Raw genomic sequence first — 16,068 nt, 5'->3', positions numbered from 1 at the left:
TTCTAGGATCCTTGCATGAGCCAAAGCCACATCCGTATTCGAGGCGCACGTACCCATAACCTGAAAAATGTGAACCTTGATATACCACGCGACAAGTTTGTGGTGATTACGGGACTGTCTGGTTCAGGTAAGTCCTCGCTTGCCTTTGATACCTTATATGCCGAAGGTCAACGCAGATATGTGGAATCGCTGTCTGCCTATGCACGCCAGTTCCTTTCACAAATGGAAAAACCGGAAGTCGATTCGATTGAAGGTCTCAGTCCAGCCATCGCGATTGAACAGAAATCGACCAGCCATAACCCGCGTTCTACCGTGGGTACCATTACCGAAATTTATGACTACTTACGTCTGCTGTATGCACGTGTCGGTACGCCCTTCTGTCCAGAACATGACCTGCCGATGGTGGCACAAACCGTCACGGAAATGGTCGATGCAGTCAAAGTGCTGGAAGAAGGCACAGCCTTGATGCTGCTTGCCCCGGTGGTGCGTGAGCGTAAAGGTGAATATACCGCCTTATTTGAGCAGTTACAGAGTCAAGGTTTTGTCCGTGCCCGCGTCGATGGCGAGATTATGGAAATTGATCCGCCACCAGAACTGGACAAAAAGAAAAAACATACCATTGAAGTCGTGGTCGACCGCTTTAAAGTCCGTGATGATCTGGGCAACCGTATTGCAGAAAGTTTTGAAACTGCACTGCGCCTCGGTGGCGATATTGCGATTTTATCCTGGATGAAGGATGAACATGATGATCGGGTATTTTCTGCCAAGCATTCCTGCCCGGAATGTGACCGCGCTGTCGCAGAACTGGAACCGCGTTTATTCTCGTTCAATAACCCTTTTGGTGCCTGTCCGGTCTGTGATGGTCTCGGCACCCGCAGTCATTTTAGTGCCGATAAACTGATTCCCAATCCTGAAGTCAGTGTCAGTCAGGGTGCGATTCGTGGCTGGGACCGTCAGCGTCCTTATTATTACGGCATGATCCAGAAAGTCGCCGAGCATTTTGGTTTTTCTTTAGAAACGCCGTGGAATGAACTGGATGCCGACACCAAGAAAAAATTCCTGTACGGCACCGGCAAAGAAAAAATTGATCTAAGTTATATCGATGAGCGTGGCCGTCGTCATAATCGGGTGATTCCGTTTGAAGGGATTTTGCCGCATCTGGAACGCCGCTACCGTGAAACTGAAAGTAATTATGTGCGTGATGATCTGGCGCAGTATCTGTCCAATGCTGCCTGTGATGCCTGTGATGGTTCACGGCTGAATGAAATCTCGCGGAATGTGAAAATTCTGGACAAGACCATTGCCGACATTACCCGCATGTCGATTGGTGATGCCGAAAGCTATTATCAGGACATTAACCTAGAAGGCGCACGCGGAGAAATCGCCGACAAGATTTTCAAGGAAATCCGTGAACGTCTGCACTTCCTGGTCTCAGTCGGTCTGAATTATCTCAGCCTGTCGCGTTCTGCCGAAACATTGTCGGGCGGTGAAGCACAGCGTATTCGTCTGGCTTCCCAGATTGGTGCCGGCCTGATGGGCGTGATGTATGTGCTGGATGAACCCTCAATTGGTCTGCATCAGCGTGACAATGACCGTCTGCTGCAAACCCTGATCCGTCTGCGAGACTTGGGCAATACCGTCTTGGTGGTCGAGCATGATGAAGATGCAATTCGTGCCGCCGATCATATTATTGATATTGGCCCGGGTGCAGGTGTACATGGTGGACATGTGATTGCTGAAGGGACTTATGATGAAATTCTGGCCAATCCTGACTCGCTGACCGGACAATATTTGTCTGGCAAGTTAAAAATTGAAGTGCCGAAAAAACGGATTCAGCCACCTAAACCTGAAGAACAGATCAAGCTGATGGGTGCATCTGGGCATAACCTGAAAAAAGTCGATCTGACCATTCCTTTGGGCATTATGACTTGTGTTACCGGGGTATCGGGTTCGGGTAAATCGACCTTGATTAACCGGACATTGTTACCTTTGGCGGCGACCCAACTGAATGGTGCAACCACTTTAACATCGGAAAAGTTTGAATCGATTGATGGCTTGCAGTTCCTCGACAAAGTCGTCGATATTGACCAGAGTCCGATTGGACGAACCCCACGTTCCAATCCGGCCACTTATACCGGTTTATTTACCCCGATTCGTGAACTGTTTTCACAAACTCCGGAAGCCAAAGCACGTGGTTATGCCGCGGGTCGTTTCTCGTTTAACGTGAAAGGTGGTCGCTGTGAAGCCTGTGAAGGCGACGGCATGATCAAGGTGGCGATGCATTTCCTGCCGGATATGTATGTGCCTTGCGATGCCTGTCATGGCAAACGTTATAACCGTGAAACGCTGGAAGTGAACTATAAGGGCAAGAATATTTCCGATGTGTTGCAGATGACCGTTGAGGATGCCATGCATTTCTTCGATGCCATTCCCGTCATTCACCGTCGTCTGGAAACATTGCATCAGGTAGGTTTGGGTTATATCCGTCTGGGTCAGTCTGCGACCACTCTTTCTGGTGGTGAAGCACAGCGGGTCAAACTGGCGCGTGAGCTGGCCAAACGCGATACCGGTCAAACCCTGTATATTCTGGATGAACCGACCACGGGTCTGCATTTCCATGATATTGCCAAACTGCTGGATATCCTGCATCAGCTACGTGACAAAGGTAATACCATTGTGGTGATTGAGCACAACCTGGATGTAATTAAAACCGCAGACTGGGTCGTAGACCTTGGCCCTGAAGGCGGTTCTGGTGGCGGTATGATTGTCGCGGAAGGTACACCTGAAGAAGTCGTGAAAGTCAAAGCGTCACATACGGGTAAGTTTTTGAAAGCGTTATTGAAATAAGCTATCCAAGATTTATCAGCCCTTCTTTTATCAAGGAGGGCTTTTTATTTTTCATGATCCTATTGAACGAATTTCTTCAGCCAATTGTGCCAATATTTGATCATCTACCTTTTTAGCATCATGAGATGAGATATAACCTTCATAGGCATCAAAATACTTATCTATTGAAGAATGAATTGGCTGCCAGTTTTCATGCGTCTTTTTAGTCTGATGCATTGGAAATAATTTGGCATGAACATGACCAACTTAAGTCTAAAGATCATCCAAATTAAATCACATGACTGGCAACATGGATGTTGCCCGTTTGACTGTGCTAAAGGGACTTAGCATCAGTCGAACAAATGCATTTGGCTACTTTTGTGCAGTCAAAAGTAGAGAAGGAATCTTTTAGACTAAACCTCAGCCACCACATTCCGTCCCTTCGCTTTGGCTTTAAACAAAGCATCATCGGCATTTGACAACAAAGCCATCCAGGAAACAGCCCCAATCGCCACCCCGATACTGACCGAAATCTGGATCTCATCTCCTAGCGCAGTCAGAATATAGCGCTCAGCCACTTCAGCCCGGATTTTATCTGCAACGATCAGTGCCTGATCCATCTCAATATTTTCAATCAGTACCAGAAATTCATCGCCACCATAGCGCACCAGCAAATCCGTCGCCCGAACATTGGCCTTTAAACGTTCGGCCACCAGTTGAATCACCTGATCACCCACAATATGCCCATACCGATCATTCACCTGTTTAAAATGATCAATATCGATAATCATCAAACAGGTTTGGCTCAGTTGGCCCGGCTGATTTTCCAGAAAACGGATATATTCTTCTAGCGCGAAACGGTTGGATAATCCGGTCAAAGAATCGGAATGGGCAATATTCTTTAAACGGAACTCTAGCGCATCACGTTCTTGCAACATCTGTTGCAATTTCTGAATGGCAGCGAATAAAGAATCAGAATGATTCACTTCACGCAGCCGCATATCAATTTTCTGACGACCCGAGTTTTTAGACAAACTCAACAACATGCGGCGTGCCTGAATTAGCGGCAGAAAAACCTGTTTACGTGCAAAAATCATGGTTGAAATCGCGGTCAGCAATGAAATCAGCGATACCAACACGCTCCAGATCAAACGCTGCATATTGCTGTTCATCTCTTGAATAGCGGCATCTCTGCTATATTGCAGCAGGTAAGTTTGCAGGTCTACCACAGTCGCAAATTTATCTACGATCGCTTCAGTCAGCTCTGTTCCGCTCAAACGGTAGTCACGTTGCTCCAGACTGTCACTGATCAGCTCACTCACAATCGGTAAGCCTTGCTGAATAAACTCGGTTTCTACCCGCCGATGTAAACGGATGAATTCCTCAGTCTTATCTTGAACAGGTTGAATGGTATCAATCAAGGCCCACAAATAACGCACCTGATGTTGGGTCTGTAAAGAGCGGGTAATATTTTCAGTGGGAAGCGGAGCTTCAAAAGTCACATGTGCCATGATAGACGAGGCCACACGACCGGCCTGATCACGTAAATCTGATAAAAATAGAATCTGGCTAATATAGTTATTCAGAGGGGTCGATGAGCTATCTGAAGCCACCGCCACGTCACGCAAAAGTTCACGGCAACTTTCCCAGGCAGCAAACATCGCCAGAATCGCCTGATCAAGTTCCTGAGCACTGCGCAGCTGACGCGGCATCTGGGTATAAGCATCAACCTGTGCACGCCCTTTTTTCAAACTATTCTCAAGCTGTGAAAGTTGCTGACTCAGGTTGTTAAAACCGACCTCCGTCAAGACATCAGCCGTCTGGGAGAGCTGCCGATCCACCTGTTGACGGTAGCTGATTAACTCTTGCTGATGCTGGGCAAATTCCTGCACCGAACTGGACATGGCCTTATTGGCAGGCGCACGCTCACGCGAAATTTTATTTGCCAGGTCAGCGACCTGCTGCAATGCATTCAATTGTTGATAGGTTTGTCTGGATTTTAAATAACTTTGACTGCTACTCACAATTAAGGGAATACAGATACAAAGTAAACATAAAATAATAATCGACATCGACCAGTACAAACGTTTACTGATCCACTCAGAGCGTAAGGTATTCATGCTGTTGTATTACGCCCCAATATGACAAGCAAAGCTAAATAGATTGATTATTATACAAATAAAATGAAATACTCTTAAAGTAGGTAATTCAACTTAGTTAATGTTTTTTCTATATTTTTTTGATTTTAATTTTTAAAAGCGCTACTTTTTAAATTCAGGCTAAAGTTTTATGGGTTTTATCCTACAAAAAATACAACACAAATACAGGACTTTTAAGCATTAAAAAAAATATCAAAACTTGCTTTCCGCACTATTTACACATGCAACAATTGGGTGCATAATGCACCGCATTAGGGCGAGTTAAATTATTCCTCAGCAGATATTTTAGTTTACCCGCAAATTTTGGCGAAAAAACCCCAGTTTTCTATGAAAACTGGGGTTTTTTTTAGTGCTTATATTTTTAGGTCATCTATTAATGAATTAATATGCACCATTTTAGTGCTTTATTTTTACTATCTTTATTGCTGAAGTTCATTGCTACAGAACAGTTTCTATCTTAGAAGATGAATAGAAAGTAAATAAAAAATGCGGATAAAAAAAAGCCCAACCTTGGGGAAAGCTGGGCCAATAAAAAAATTGTGGAGAATCACGTTAAATCATAATGAAACATGAACTTTAACCTGATACTGATATTATGTAAAAATCTATTAACAATGTAAAGCCGATTGGCCTAGTCGAGATTAAAAAGCATCACATTTTGGTTCAAAAAAGAGACACCTATTACAATTCTAGAGAAATTCTGCATTAAATTTGTACAATTTATAATAAAGCGTGATGAATTATATAATTCATCTTATATTTTTTGACATATTTATGAATTTATCCTTAAAACATAAATTGAATTTTACGATAAAAAATCAATAATCAATTTAATTAATGAATAATAATATCCACACATTTTCTTCTTAATCTTTGACGTAGTGTTCTATTTTTAAGCTCTAGCTTTTTGTTATAAAACAAATTTTACATAAAATTCAATTTCAAGCTAAATAGATGAATATTACACAAAACTAATACATTATTTTAAGACGAAAAAATACTAAATTCAAAGCGGATTGACTTAATAAATTGTTACAATACAATACGTTCTATGTTGTACATCTTTTGTAACAAAATGGTAAATATCATGAAAAAACTAGGTTTAGCCACTGCTGTATTATTAGCGATGACCGGTGCTCAAGCATATCAATTCGAAGTTCAAGGTCAGTCAGAGTACATCGATAACACTGCAAATGACAAAGACTTCACTGGTGCTGTTCAAGGTACTTATTACTTCAAAGATGTAGATGCGTCTAAAGGTCCTTTAGCTGAAGCTGCCTTCCTAAACCAAGCGTCTAATGTTGCTCTAGCGTATAGCTATGGCGAAAATGGTCAAGAAGAAGCTGGACGTTCACGTACTGTAAATCATACTTACGGCGTAAAAGGTGAAGCTTACGTTCCAACTTCAGTTGTGCCTGTTTATGCAAGCGCTTCTTATAGCCATACCATTGCTGATAGCAAAACTGCTAACGCAACTGACGATCAAGGCGACCGTTATGCATTAGAACTTGGTGCTTTAGTTGCTCCTAACTTATTAGTTGCTGTTGGTTATACCAGCGTTGCTGACCAAGCTTCTTTAGATGCATTCAATATTGTGTCTAACGGCGTTGCTAAAGCTGCTCTTGAATCTGCAACAATTGCTGATAAGACAGATGCGATCACTGCACGTACTAAATACGTTGGTGCAATCGACGGTACTAACATGTCAATTGGTTTTGAAAGCGGTTTAGTTTATGGTGAAGATACTGCCTACAACTTAGGTACAACTCTTTTCCTTAACCCACAGTTAAGCGTTGGTGCTTCTTATATGGAATCTAGCTTTGCTGGTTCTCCAGACAAAGCTTGGGGCGCGAACGTAAACTACTTCATTACTCCTGCTGTTGCAGTTGGCGCATCTTATGTAAATGCTAACTACGAAGCAAATCTTGCGCAAACTGCTCAAGTTCGTGATACTCAAACGATCGGCGTAAATGCCAAATTCCGTTTCTAATTTCTGATTAGATTCTGAATCAAAAAAGGACGCATATTGCGTCCTTTTTTATTGTTTTATGACTTCATTTACTCAGGCGTACGTACCAGACTCAAGAAGTGCAAATGACGTTCATATTGGTCAATGATGTCCTGCAATAGATCTTCTTGCGTCCATTCCATCACATCATAGCCCTGCCCGCCTTCTCTTAAAAAGACTTCTGCCTGATAGGAATCTACGCCCGCATTCTCCAGTTCAGACATAAAACTTGGACTTAAAGTCTGAGTGGCATTGACCTGATAGATAAAATTAATTTCATCCTGATGATCAACACGGAGCTGTATACCGTCTTCTAGCGGGCTAATCGCTACATGTAATCGGCGCCGTTTCAATTCACTTTGAAAGCTGAGAAATGCGTTATTCACCGTATTGTGAATATACTGCTGCACCTCTTCCTGGGTATGCGGATAATGCATAATCAGGCCTAATCGCTGTTGCCAACTACGCGGATTCTGAATTGCACGCGGGGTAATCCGTGCGGCTTGCAGCGCATGCATTTTGGTAACATCCAGATGTAAGGCTTTGATTAATCCCCAGCACATCAGCAGCATAATGAAGGTAAATGGCAAGGCGCTCATGATCGTGGCCGATTGCAAGGCTTCTAAGCCACCCGCCAGCAAGAGGATGATGGCTAACAAAGCCATGAGCACGGTCCAGAATAGACGCTGCCAGGTCGGTGAATTTTCACTTTTTGCTGTCAGATAATCAGTCACCAATGCCCCTGAATCGGCAGAAGTCACAAAGAACAGCATCACTAGTAAAGTCGCAATGATACTGGTTACTGAGCTAAAAGGCAGATTAGCTAAAAATTCGAATAGAGCCACAGATGAATCACGCTGAACTGCTTCTAGCAAGCTGGTATTGGCTTCATGCATAATGCTATACAGCGCAGCATTGCCCATAAAGCCCATCCAGATCAGGGTAAATCCAGTCGGGATCAGCAATACACCCACGATAAATTCACGAATACTGCGCCCTTCCGAGACCCGGGCAATAAACATCCCGACAAATGGCGACCAGGAAATCCACCAGGCCCAGTACATGATGGTCCAGCCCCCAATCCAGCCACTTGGCTGATAGGCATACAGATTAAAGGTCATACTGAACAGATTTGAAACATACTGGCCGGCATTCTGAATAGTCGTCTGTAACAGATAAATACTCGGACCTGCCACAAAAACAAAAATCAGCAACAGCAGTGCAAGTACCAAATTTAGTTCAGATAAACGTTTAATTCCTTTGTCTAATCCAAAAAATACGGAAGTCGCCGCCATGGCACTGACCACAATAATCAAAATGACCTGAGTACTGGGTGCCTGTTCAATGCCAAACAAATAGTTCAAACCTGAATTGATTTGGGTCACCCCGAAACCAAGCGTGGTGGCCACACCAAATACCGTACCAATGGTGGCAAAGGTATCGACGCCATCTCCAATCGGACCATAGATCTTTTGACCAATCAGTGGATACAAGGCCGAACGGATTTTTAAAGGCAATTGATGCCGGTAAGCAAAATAAGCCAAGGATAGGCCAACAAGCGTATAAATAGCCCAGGCATGTAAGCCCCAGTGGAAAAAGGTGACCCGCATAGATTGTTGTGCAGCCAGTACAGTTTCCGGTTCACCGGCAGGTGGCGTGACATAATGCATCACCGGTTCGGCCACGCCAAAGAACATCAGTCCAATCCCCATTCCTGCGGTGAATAACATCGCAAACCAGGAGGCACTGCTATATTTCGGCTGGCTATGGTCGGGTCCCAGTTTGATTTTGCCCATATCCGATAGGGCAATATAAACCAGAAGGATGAGAAATATCGCCACCGACAATACATAGAACCAGCTAAAGGAGGTGGTAATCCACTGGTTCAGTTGCTGGGTGAAAACTGAAAAAGCATCGGGTGCAAATACGACCAACGCTAAAAATATCGCAATAATGGCGACAGTACTAATAAAAACATTTGGATTGATATTGGCAAACCAGGATGGTTTTGTGGAAGGCATACCTCCTCCATTTTTTAAAAATTGGATCGACAAACAGCGTCAAATAATTATTGGTAAGGTCAAAATGATCAGACAGATTCAGTCTATGGAAGCTAGATCTCCTGCTATTTTAGGATGTTACACAAAATAAAGCCGTTAAGTTACTGTAACCAATACAATAAAAGGATGAACTTCATTACTCAGGCGGGTTTTCTCTATTTTTCACGTTCTTTTTATGAGGTAGACGTGCGATATATTGCAAGGCAATTAAGCGGGATACAATCAGCGCCAGATACATCACCCCGACAAACATCTGGATAATTGCCAGCATCCGTGCCAGCGGACTGACCGGCATCACATCCGACAAGCCCGTGGCGGACTGGACACTAAAGCTGAGAAAGATCAAATCTAGCCAAGGCTGATGGGCTTGCAAGTCAGGATCTGAAAAGCTGTAAGGCACCCATAACTGGCAGACACTATAAAGAAAAGCAAAGCCCCAGGCCAGTAAGGTAAATACCGCTCCAGCTGCAAAGAGTTCATCTTTGGTAAGATAGCGGTCATGAAACATATAACGCAACAGGCCATAAGCAGCACTAAAATATGCACTGGCTTCAAACAGATTCGCCGTCACATAGACCCAGGTATAGCGCAGGCCCAAAACAATCAGTGAAGAAAATAGAATTGCGCCGGCCACAAAGCTGAGTCCTAAAATGGTAAACATCGGCGTCTGGCGAATGACCTTGGCAATGACCAGTAACACCAGGACACCGAGCATCCAGGTGATTGCCCGATAGGGCAGGTTTTCATAACTCAACATGGACAAGATCAAAATCAGCAATTGTAAACAAAGCAGCCATGCTGAGGGCAGATGGGTAAAACTGTGCCAGAACTGCTGCAAAGATTGCTTCATACTGCCCTTCTTGTTTGTCTAGTCATGCACGCATGTATTGTTATTTTATCAGGCTTAACATAGCATGATTAAAGCAGTATATAGCTGTACGATTTATATGCAAAGATTGAAAAAATCAAAGTAAAATCTAGCGCACCCAAATTCAGTACGGCGCTTGCTCTAAAAAATTTGGAGCATAAGGGCATAAAAAAAGTCCCTTACGGGACTTTTTTTGCAGGATATCAAATCTTAGTGATCTGATGCTCCTGAGATACCGATACCGGTTTGTGAACGTACAAACTGAGCATCAAAGGCTTTGCGTTCTGCTTGAGCCTGTGCTGAATTATCTGTCACAGAGAACAACCAGCAGCAAAGGAATGACAATGGCATCGCAAAAATTGCAGGACCATTGAACGGGTTCACTGGCGTATCAGAAATACCCAAAGTATCGACCCATACTGCTTTAGACAGCACAATCAAGGTTACTGCGGTTACCAGACCTGCAACACCACCAATCACGGCACCACGTGTCGTCAAGCCTTTCCAGAACATAGACAATACCAGTACCGGGAAGTTGGCACATGCCGCAACCGAGAATGCCAGACCGACCATGAAGGCTACGTTTTGTTTCTCGAACAGAATCCCGAGAATCATCGCGAAGATCGCAAGACCTAAAGTTGCAATTTTAGACATACGTAGTTCAGATTCAGGCGTGGTTTGGCCTTTCTTCAAGACGTTGGCATACAAGTCATGCGAAATTGCTGAAGCACCTGACAGGGTCAAACCAGCAACGACTGCAAGAATCGTGGCAAATGCAACTGCAGAAATGAAGCCCATGAACAGGTCACCGCCCACTGCATCAGACAGGTGCACCGCCGCCATGTTATTACCACCGACCAGCTCCAGCTTGCCAGTCACTGCCATTTTCGCAACATCAAGGAATTGCGGGTTGTTCGATACATACAGAATCGCACCGAAACCAATGATGAAGGTGAGCAGGTAGAAATAACCAATAAAGCCTGTAGCAACCACGACTGATTTACGCGCTTCTTTGGCATCTTTTACCGTGAAGAAACGCATCAGGATATGTGGCAGACCTGCTGTACCAAACATCAATGCCAGACCTAAAGAAATCGCATCAATCGGATTAGACGCCAGACTACCCGGCCCCATGATCTTGGTGGCATCTGTCAGGCTTAAATCATGTACTTTTGAATAAACACCAATCGCCTGTTCAAACATGTTGGTAAAGCTGAAGCCCACGCCTTTCATGACCATGAATGCCATAAAGGTCGCACCAGACAGCAACATTACCGCCTTGATGATCTGTACCCAAGTGGTCGCCAACATACCGCCGAAAATTACGTAGGCCATCATCAACAAGCCAACGATCACGACTGCAATGTTATAGTTCAGACCGAATAGAAGTTTGATCAGCTGACCTGCACCCACCATCTGTGCAATCAGATAGAACGCGACCACAACCAGTGAACTTAAAGCAGCCAAGGTACGTACCGGTTTTTCCTGCAAGCGGAAAGACACTACGTCTGACAGGTTGTATTTACCCAGGTTACGCAAACGCTCTGCGACCAGGAACAATACAATCGGCCAGCCCACCATGAAACCCAGTGAATACAGCAAGCCATCAAAACCGGACAGGAATACCATCGCGGAAATACCCAGAAAAGAGGCTGCTGACATATAGTCACCGGCAATCGCCAGGCCATTCTGGAAACCGGAAATACCGCCACCGGCCGTATAGAAGTCTTTGGTACTGGTGGTTTGTTTGGCTGCCCATTTGGTAATAAGCAATGTTGCCCCAACAAAAATCAGGAACATGATAATCGCAGGCCAGTTGGTTGCCTGCTGTTCTGCTGCACCCAGATCAGGTCCAGCCAGGGCCAGACCTGAGGTCATTGTGGTTGCAGCAAGGGCGATAAGAGAATTCCATTTCATCTTAATGTGGTCCTTTTTCATGAGCAATTGCTTCTACTTCACGTATGGCTTCTGCCGTCAGTTGGTCGAGAGTGTTATTTGCAATATAGGAATACACGCCACACAAAATGAATGACAAGACAATGATGCTCAGACCCAGCGGTATCCCCCACGTGGTTACACCACCTGAAAGCGAAGACAATAAAAACTCTTTGTTGTAGCCGACCAGCAACATGAAACCCACATAGACAAATAGCATAATGCCGGTTAAGGTCCAGCTCAGCATACTTTTCTTGCGGACCATTTCTTTGAATTTTGGATTTTGTAGAATTCGATCTACTTGTGCCTCATCCATAGTTACACTCCTGTAGCCCAACCATGGGCTAACTATTTTTAATTCGAATTATCACTATTACAACTTAACAAGAATCCTATGTTCTTGTAATTTAGACTTTGGTCGTTAAAAAATGACCAATTTAAACTGCAGCGTTCATGATGCGCTATCATAGCGGCATGCTCAGCACACATCAGGCTATATGAACAGTTGGCTCATCATAGGGGTACTTGCCCTCTATATCGCATTGCTCTTTATCTGCGCTTTTTACGGGGAAAAACATGCCAGCCGGCTGAGTACCCGTGGGCGCATGCTATTGTTTAGTTTAACTTTAGGGGTGTACTGTTCATCCTGGACCTTTTATGGCGCTACCGGCGCTGCAGTACGGGAAGGCATTATTTTCCTGCCGATCTATCTTGGCCCGCTGTTATTCGTTGCCGTCGGTTATGATATCTGGCGCCGATTAGGACGGGTACGACAGCATCATGCGATTTCCTCAATCGCGGACTTTGTCGCGGCGCGCTATGGTAAAAGTGGCCCGCTGGCATCGCTGGTCACCATTCTGGCAGTGGTCGCGATTGTGCCTTATCTGGCTTTACAGCTACGCGCCATTGCCCTGAGTGCCGCAGTCATTCTGGAACCATCTGCCGGAATTGCCAACACCACCAATGGGGTGCTGTTTTTGACCGGTGTACTGGCCATTCTGGCGATGATCTTTGGCACCCGGCAGATTGCCAATACTGAACAGCATGGCGGTCTGATGCTGGCCGTGGCCTTTGAATCCTTTGTCAAGCTCTTTGCCCTGCTGGCAGTCGCCTGTTTCTTTATGTTTGAAGCACCAGGAAATATGGCACAGATCAGCACAGATATCAGTACCACCTTCCGTGATGTCCAGCTGTTTGGGGTTCCGCAAAGTTTCTGGGTTCAGACCTTGCTGGCAGCCCTGGCAGTTATCTGCCTGCCACGCCAGTTCCATGTGGCAGTGGTGGAGCTGCGTGATGAAAAACATATCCGCGGTGCACGGCGCTGGTTTGCGGTTTATCTGATTCTGACCACGCTGGCGATTATTCCGATTGCCAGCTGGGCATTGCATGCGGCGCCGCAATATCTGGCAATTCCAGATGTGGCGGTCCTGTCCTTACCCCTCAGCTATAATCAGGACTGGCTCACTTTATTGGCATTCTTGGGCGGCTTTTCCGCATCTACCGGGATGCTGCTGGTGTCTTCTGTGGCACTTTCCATCATGCTCAGTAATGATCTGATTATGCCAGCGCTATGGCGTTTGAAACTGATTTCCCGACATGATAAACGCTTGCCGCTGGTACTGAAATTTACCCGCCGGATCTGTATTCTGGGCGTGATGTTAATGGGCTTCCTGTTCTTCAACTTCTTTAATGATATTGATCAGCTTTCTGTTTTTGGCCTGTTGGCCTTTAGTGCGGTAGCACAATTCGCCCCTGCCCTGATCGGTGGCCTGTACTGGCGCGGTGGTAGTAAGCAGGGCGTATATGTGGGTCTGTTGACCGGTTTTGCCTTGTGGTCCTATACCCTGCTGTTTCCCACCATTCTGCGCAGCCTGCCAGAAGCCTATCACCGCTTTAGCCAAAGTCTGCTCACTAACGGCCCTTTTGGCTGGAACTGGTTACGTCCTGAAGCACTGATCGGTTTCGAATCGTTTGATCCGCTGACGCATGGGGTGGTCTGGGCACTGGGCCTGAATACAATCCTATATATTTGGGTTTCGCGGATTTTTCGTCCGAGTATTGCCGAACAGATTCAGGCTGAAAGTTTCTTCTATTATGAAACCAAGCCACTGCCATCGCAGAGTCCCTCAACTGAAGTCAGTTATTCGCATCAGGATGTGGCCCGTTTAAAAGTTGGCGATCTGATTACCCTGGCCAAACGGATTACCGGTGAAGGACCGACCACACGCGCTTTTCAGCAATTTTGCACCCAAAACAGTGTCGAACTGAATGAAAACAGCAGCGCCAATGGCATGTGGTGGCGTTTTACCGAACAATATCTGGCCGGCACCATCGGGGCAGCTTCGGCCCGTACCCTGCTGACCACGGCCATGGTCAATAATGGTCTGGCCTTGGGTCAGGTCGCCAATATTCTCGATCAGGCCTCGCAATGGCAACGTTTTAACCAGAATCTGATCATGACCATGATTGATCACATGACCCAAGGGGTCAGCGTAGTCGATGAAAACATGTGTCTGGTGGCCTGGAACAATCAGTATTTAAAACTGTTCGATTATCCGACCGATATTGTCTATGTCGGCTGTCCAATCGCGGATCTGATCCGTTATAACGCCGAGCGTGGTGAATGTGGACCAGGTTCGGTCGAAGAACATGTCCGCAAGCGGATTCACTGGATGCAGGTCGGCAGTGCCCATGAATTTGAACGGATTCGTAAAGATGGCCGGGTCATTCAGATGCGTGGTAATCCGATCGAAGGGGGTGGTTTCGTTACCACTTTCGCCGATATTACTGCCTTCCGTGAAAATGAAGCCGTCTTGGAAGCCCGGGTTCAGGATCGTACTCAACAGCTGGCCGATGCCTTGTCCGAACAGCAACTGGCGCGTGAACAGGCCGACAAAGCCAATATGTCGAAAAGCCGCTTTATTGCCGCCGCCAGTCATGACCTGTTGCAGCCGATGCATGCGGCGCGTCTGTTCAGTACTGCCTTGGAACAAAGTGTACAAAATGACGAAGACCGCAAGACCTTGCAGCAACTGGATCGTGCCTTGCATGGCGCAGAAAGCATGCTGTCTGCGCTACTGGATATTGCCCGACTGGAAGGCGGTACCATTCAGCCGAAACGTCAGGCCTATCCGCTACATGACCTGCTCAGTGATCTGGAACTGCAGTTTAAATCCATTGCGGCACAACGTGGCATTCAATTCAGTGTGCATGATGCGCAGTTCTGGATTGATACCGATCCACAATGGATTCGCCGGATTATCCAGAACTTTGTCAGTAATGCGCTGCGTTATACCGCCAAAGGTAAAGTGATGGTCGGTGTCTTACGCTCCAGTACCAAACCGAATCATATCCGCATTGGCGTCTGGGATACCGGACCGGGGATTGCCGAAGAACAACGTATCAAGCTGTTTCAGGAGTTTGAACGTTGCGGCCATACCTCTCCATGGGGTGAACAGGGCCTTGGACTGGGTCTGGCCATCGTGCAACGCATGACCAGCATGCTGGATTATCCTGTGCATGTGTATTCGGCGCTGGGCAAAGGCTCCTGTTTTATGATTGAAGTGCCTGTCATTGCAGCACCCAAAGTCGTCGATGCACCTGTTCAGGCCGTACCACTAAAAACCAAGGCGTTTAAAATCCTGTGTCTGGATAATGATGAAACCATTCTGGAAGGGATGGCGACCTTGTTGAGCAAATGGGGTTATCAAGTCTTTAAAGCCACCGAACCAGAGCAGGCATTGAGGCTAATTCAGCAGGAAAATATTCAGGTCTGGCTGGTCGATCAGCATCTCAATCAGAACAAGATCGGTTTAGACTTTATTCTGGAACAGCGCCGCAATGATGTTCCGGTGGCGCTGATTACTGCCGATTCCGATCCGGAATTGCCACAGCGCCTGAAAGAGCTGAATATTGTATTGCTGAAAAAACCACTGAAACCTGCATCCTTACGATCATGGTTATCCGGACTGAAAATTTCTGATTCCTAAGATTGTATTGCATTCATGAATGCCCATTTTAAAGCTTAAAATGGGCATTTTTTATACTCAACTGCCACAGAAAATTACCTAGCTTGCATAAAATTTATTCTAATGTGCTAAAAGCAGCAAATATGCCGAAAATACAGCCGAATAAATTGACCAAAATGTTCATTTTCTAATTCACCATGGCAAAAAATGACCAATCTGTACCTGTACAGCAGTACACTTATTT

General features: G+C 45.6%; 8 protein-coding genes. 3 read left to right on the top strand and 5 right to left on the bottom strand.

The genetic code is table 11. The annotated features are described in order from the left end of the window. Positions 1 to 15 precede the first annotated feature (15 nt). Complete coding sequence (uvrA, locus tag FTT73_RS08355) at positions 16 to 2,847, top strand: excinuclease ABC subunit UvrA (RefSeq protein WP_180077987.1); 2,832 nt, start codon at positions 16 to 18, stop codon at positions 2,845 to 2,847. Between the two features lie 392 nt (positions 2,848 to 3,239). Here uvrA and FTT73_RS08350 read toward each other — a convergent pair whose 3' ends face one another. After that, entirely contained in the window at positions 3,240 to 4,946 is a 1,707-nt protein-coding gene (locus FTT73_RS08350) for a diguanylate cyclase (RefSeq protein WP_100534515.1), read from the bottom strand. A gap of 1,114 nt (positions 4,947 to 6,060) precedes the next feature. Here FTT73_RS08350 and omp33-36 point away from each other — a divergent pair. After that, positions 6,061 to 6,975 carry a porin Omp33-36 gene (gene omp33-36, locus FTT73_RS08345; RefSeq protein ID WP_257232862.1) on the top strand — a complete coding sequence of 305 codons (915 nt, stop codon included), beginning with the start codon at positions 6,061 to 6,063 and terminating at the stop codon, positions 6,973 to 6,975. A gap of 68 nt (positions 6,976 to 7,043) precedes the next feature. Here omp33-36 and FTT73_RS08340 read toward each other — a convergent pair whose 3' ends face one another. From FTT73_RS08340 to FTT73_RS08325, 4 genes are all read right to left on the bottom strand, one after another. Beyond that, positions 7,044 to 9,014 carry a choline BCCT transporter BetT gene (locus FTT73_RS08340; RefSeq protein ID WP_180077985.1) on the bottom strand — a complete coding sequence of 657 codons (1,971 nt, stop codon included), beginning with the start codon at positions 9,012 to 9,014 and terminating at the stop codon, positions 7,044 to 7,046. Positions 9,015 to 9,189: 175 nt separating this feature from the next. Then, positions 9,190 to 9,903 (bottom strand): ion channel, encoded by a 714-nt coding sequence (locus FTT73_RS08335; protein ID WP_005095099.1) that lies wholly within the window; start codon positions 9,901 to 9,903, stop codon positions 9,190 to 9,192. 228 nt (positions 9,904 to 10,131) lie between these two features. Then, the gene (locus tag FTT73_RS08330; protein ID WP_005095098.1) at positions 10,132 to 11,838 is read right to left on the bottom strand and encodes a cation acetate symporter; all 1,707 of its coding nucleotides are present in this window, start codon (positions 11,836 to 11,838) and stop codon (positions 10,132 to 10,134) included. A gap of 1 nt (position 11,839) precedes the next feature. Then, positions 11,840 to 12,172, bottom strand: coding sequence for a DUF485 domain-containing protein (locus tag FTT73_RS08325; protein ID WP_005095096.1), 333 nt, complete (start codon positions 12,170 to 12,172; stop codon positions 11,840 to 11,842). A 181-nt stretch (positions 12,173 to 12,353) separates the two neighbouring features. Between FTT73_RS08325 and FTT73_RS08320 the strand changes: the two genes are divergently transcribed. Beyond that, a complete protein-coding gene (locus FTT73_RS08320; RefSeq protein ID WP_100356969.1) occupies positions 12,354 to 15,845 on the top strand; it encodes a PAS domain-containing hybrid sensor histidine kinase/response regulator in 3,492 nt (1,163 codons plus the stop codon). Positions 15,846 to 16,068 lie beyond the last annotated feature (223 nt).

Source organism: Acinetobacter sp. YH01006, assembly GCF_013420445.1.
In the GTDB taxonomy this organism is placed as follows: Bacteria; Pseudomonadota; Gammaproteobacteria; order Pseudomonadales; family Moraxellaceae; genus Acinetobacter; species Acinetobacter pseudolwoffii.
Note: the sequence above shows the minus strand (reverse complement) of the source record. Positions and strands in the feature narration are given on the sequence as shown.

Bases quoted from the DNA above. Each gene is read 5' to 3' on its own strand.
- uvrA (WP_180077987.1), top strand. From the start codon at position 16: ATGAGCCAAAGCCACATCCGTATTCGAGGCGCACGTACCCATAACCTG.
- FTT73_RS08350 (WP_100534515.1), bottom strand. From the start codon at position 4,946: ATGAATACCTTACGCTCTGAGTGGATCAGTAAACGTTTGTACTGGTCG.
- omp33-36 (WP_257232862.1), top strand. From the start codon at position 6,061: ATGGTAAATATCATGAAAAAACTAGGTTTAGCCACTGCTGTATTATTA.
- FTT73_RS08340 (WP_180077985.1), bottom strand. From the start codon at position 9,014: ATGCCTTCCACAAAACCATCCTGGTTTGCCAATATCAATCCAAATGTT.
- FTT73_RS08335 (WP_005095099.1), bottom strand. From the start codon at position 9,903: ATGAAGCAATCTTTGCAGCAGTTCTGGCACAGTTTTACCCATCTGCCC.
- FTT73_RS08330 (WP_005095098.1), bottom strand. From the start codon at position 11,838: ATGAAATGGAATTCTCTTATCGCCCTTGCTGCAACCACAATGACCTCA.
- FTT73_RS08325 (WP_005095096.1), bottom strand. From the start codon at position 12,172: ATGGATGAGGCACAAGTAGATCGAATTCTACAAAATCCAAAATTCAAA.
- FTT73_RS08320 (WP_100356969.1), top strand. From the start codon at position 12,354: ATGAACAGTTGGCTCATCATAGGGGTACTTGCCCTCTATATCGCATTG.